At 77.6% G+C, this 1,720-nt stretch carries 1 protein-coding gene; it reads right to left on the reverse strand.

Going from position 1 to position 1,720, the window contains the following annotated elements:
• Positions 1 to 1,720 (reverse strand): ATP-dependent helicase (locus V7793_RS37265; RefSeq protein WP_336014135.1); only part of this gene is annotated, 1,720 nt, incomplete at both ends.

The following is a 1,720-nucleotide window of genomic DNA, read 5'->3' on the forward strand; positions in this document are numbered from 1 at the left end:
CGCTGGGTGACGTCGGCCGGCTCGACGCCCAGCTCGGTCAGGAACCGGGAGGGCTGGTCGCCGTCCTCGGCCGCCGCCTTGACCGCGGTGACGACCACGCGCTCGCGCGCACGCGTGGCCGCCACGTAGAACAGGCGACGCTCCTCGGCCAGCAGCGCGCCGGGGCTGAGGGGCTCGGCGATGCCGTCGCGGCCGATCCGGTCGGCCTCCAGGAGCGAGCCGCGGCGCCGCAGGTCGGGCCAGAGCCCTTCCTGGACGCCCGCGACGACCACGAGCCGCCATTCGAGGCCCTTGGAGCGGTGGGCGGTCATCAGGCGCACGGCGTCGGGGCGGACGGCCCTGCGGGTGAGGGTGTCGGCCGCTATGTCCTGCGCCTCGAGCTCGTCGAGGAAGTTCAGGGCGCCGCGGCCGCCGGTGCGCTCCTCGGCGCGGGCGGCGGTCTCGAACAGGGCGCAGACGGCGTCCAGGTCGCGGTCGGCGTTGCGGCCGGCCGCGCCGCCGCGGTGCGCTGCGCGCTGCAGGCGGGCGGGCCAGGGGGTGCCGTCCCACAGCGCCCAGAGGGCCTCTTCGGCGGTGCCTCCGGCCGCGAGGATCTCGCGCGCCCCGCGGAGGAGGGCGCCCAGGCGCTGGGCGCCCCGGGCGTAGGCGGGGTCGTGGACGGCCAGTCGCTCCGGCTCGGCGAGGGCCTCGGCGATGAGGGTGTCGGAAGGACGGGGCACGGCTTCGCCTGCGGCGCGCTCCTCGTCCCTGAGGGCGCGCCCGAGGCGGCGGAGGTCCGCGGCATCCATGCCGCCGAGAGGGGAGGTGAGGAGGGTCAGGGCGGTCTCGGGGTCGATGGCAGCGGGCCCCGCAGGCCCGGCAGGCTCCGCAGGCCCGGCAGGCTCCGCAGCGTCCGCCGCGATGTCCTCCGCAACGCCCTCCGCCACCACCCGCAGCGCCGTCAGCAGCGGTGCCACCGCCGGTTCCTGGCGCAGGGGGATGTCGTCGCCGTCGACCTCCACCGGGACGCCCGCCGAGGTCAGGGCGCGGCGGAGGGCCGGTATGGAGCGTGAGCCCGCGCGGACGAGGACGGACATCTCGTGCCAGGGGACGCCGTCCTCCAGGTGCGCGCGGCGCAGGATGTCGGCGATGTTGTCGGTCTCCGCGCCCGCCGTCGGGTACGTGAAGGCCTCCACGCGCCCGCCCTCGCGGACGGCCGCGAGGTCCCGGTGCGCGCGGACGGCGTCCGCGGGGAGGCGGGTGAGGGGCATCCGGCGGGTGAGCAGCCGGGTGGCCGCGAGGAGGTCCGCGGCGGAGCGGCGCGAGGTGGTGAGGACCTCGACGGGGGCGGCGGCGCCGTCGCGGCGGGGGAAGGCGTCCGGGAAGTCGAGGATGCCGTTGATGTCGGCGCCCCGGAAGGCGTAGATCGACTGGTCGGGGTCGCCGAAGGCGACGAGGGTGCGGCCGCCGCCGGCGAGCGCCCGCAGCAGCCGCACCTGGGCGGCGTCGGTGTCCTGGTACTCGTCGACGAACACGGCGTCGTAGCGGCCGGCCAGCTCGGCGGCGGTCTCGGGCCGTTCGGCGAGGAGGACGGCGCGGTGCACGAGCTCGGCGTAGTCGAGGACGCCGCGCAGGTCGAGCAGGTCGAGGTATTCGGCGAGGAAGGAGGCGGCGGCCGCCCAGTCGGGCCGCCCGGTGCGGGCGGCGAAGTCGCCGAGGGAGCCGGGGCCCAGGCCGAGCT

Source organism: Streptomyces sp. KLMMK (genome assembly GCF_036961605.1).
In the GTDB taxonomy this organism is placed as follows: Bacteria; Actinomycetota; Actinomycetes; order Streptomycetales; family Streptomycetaceae; genus Streptomyces; species Streptomyces telluris.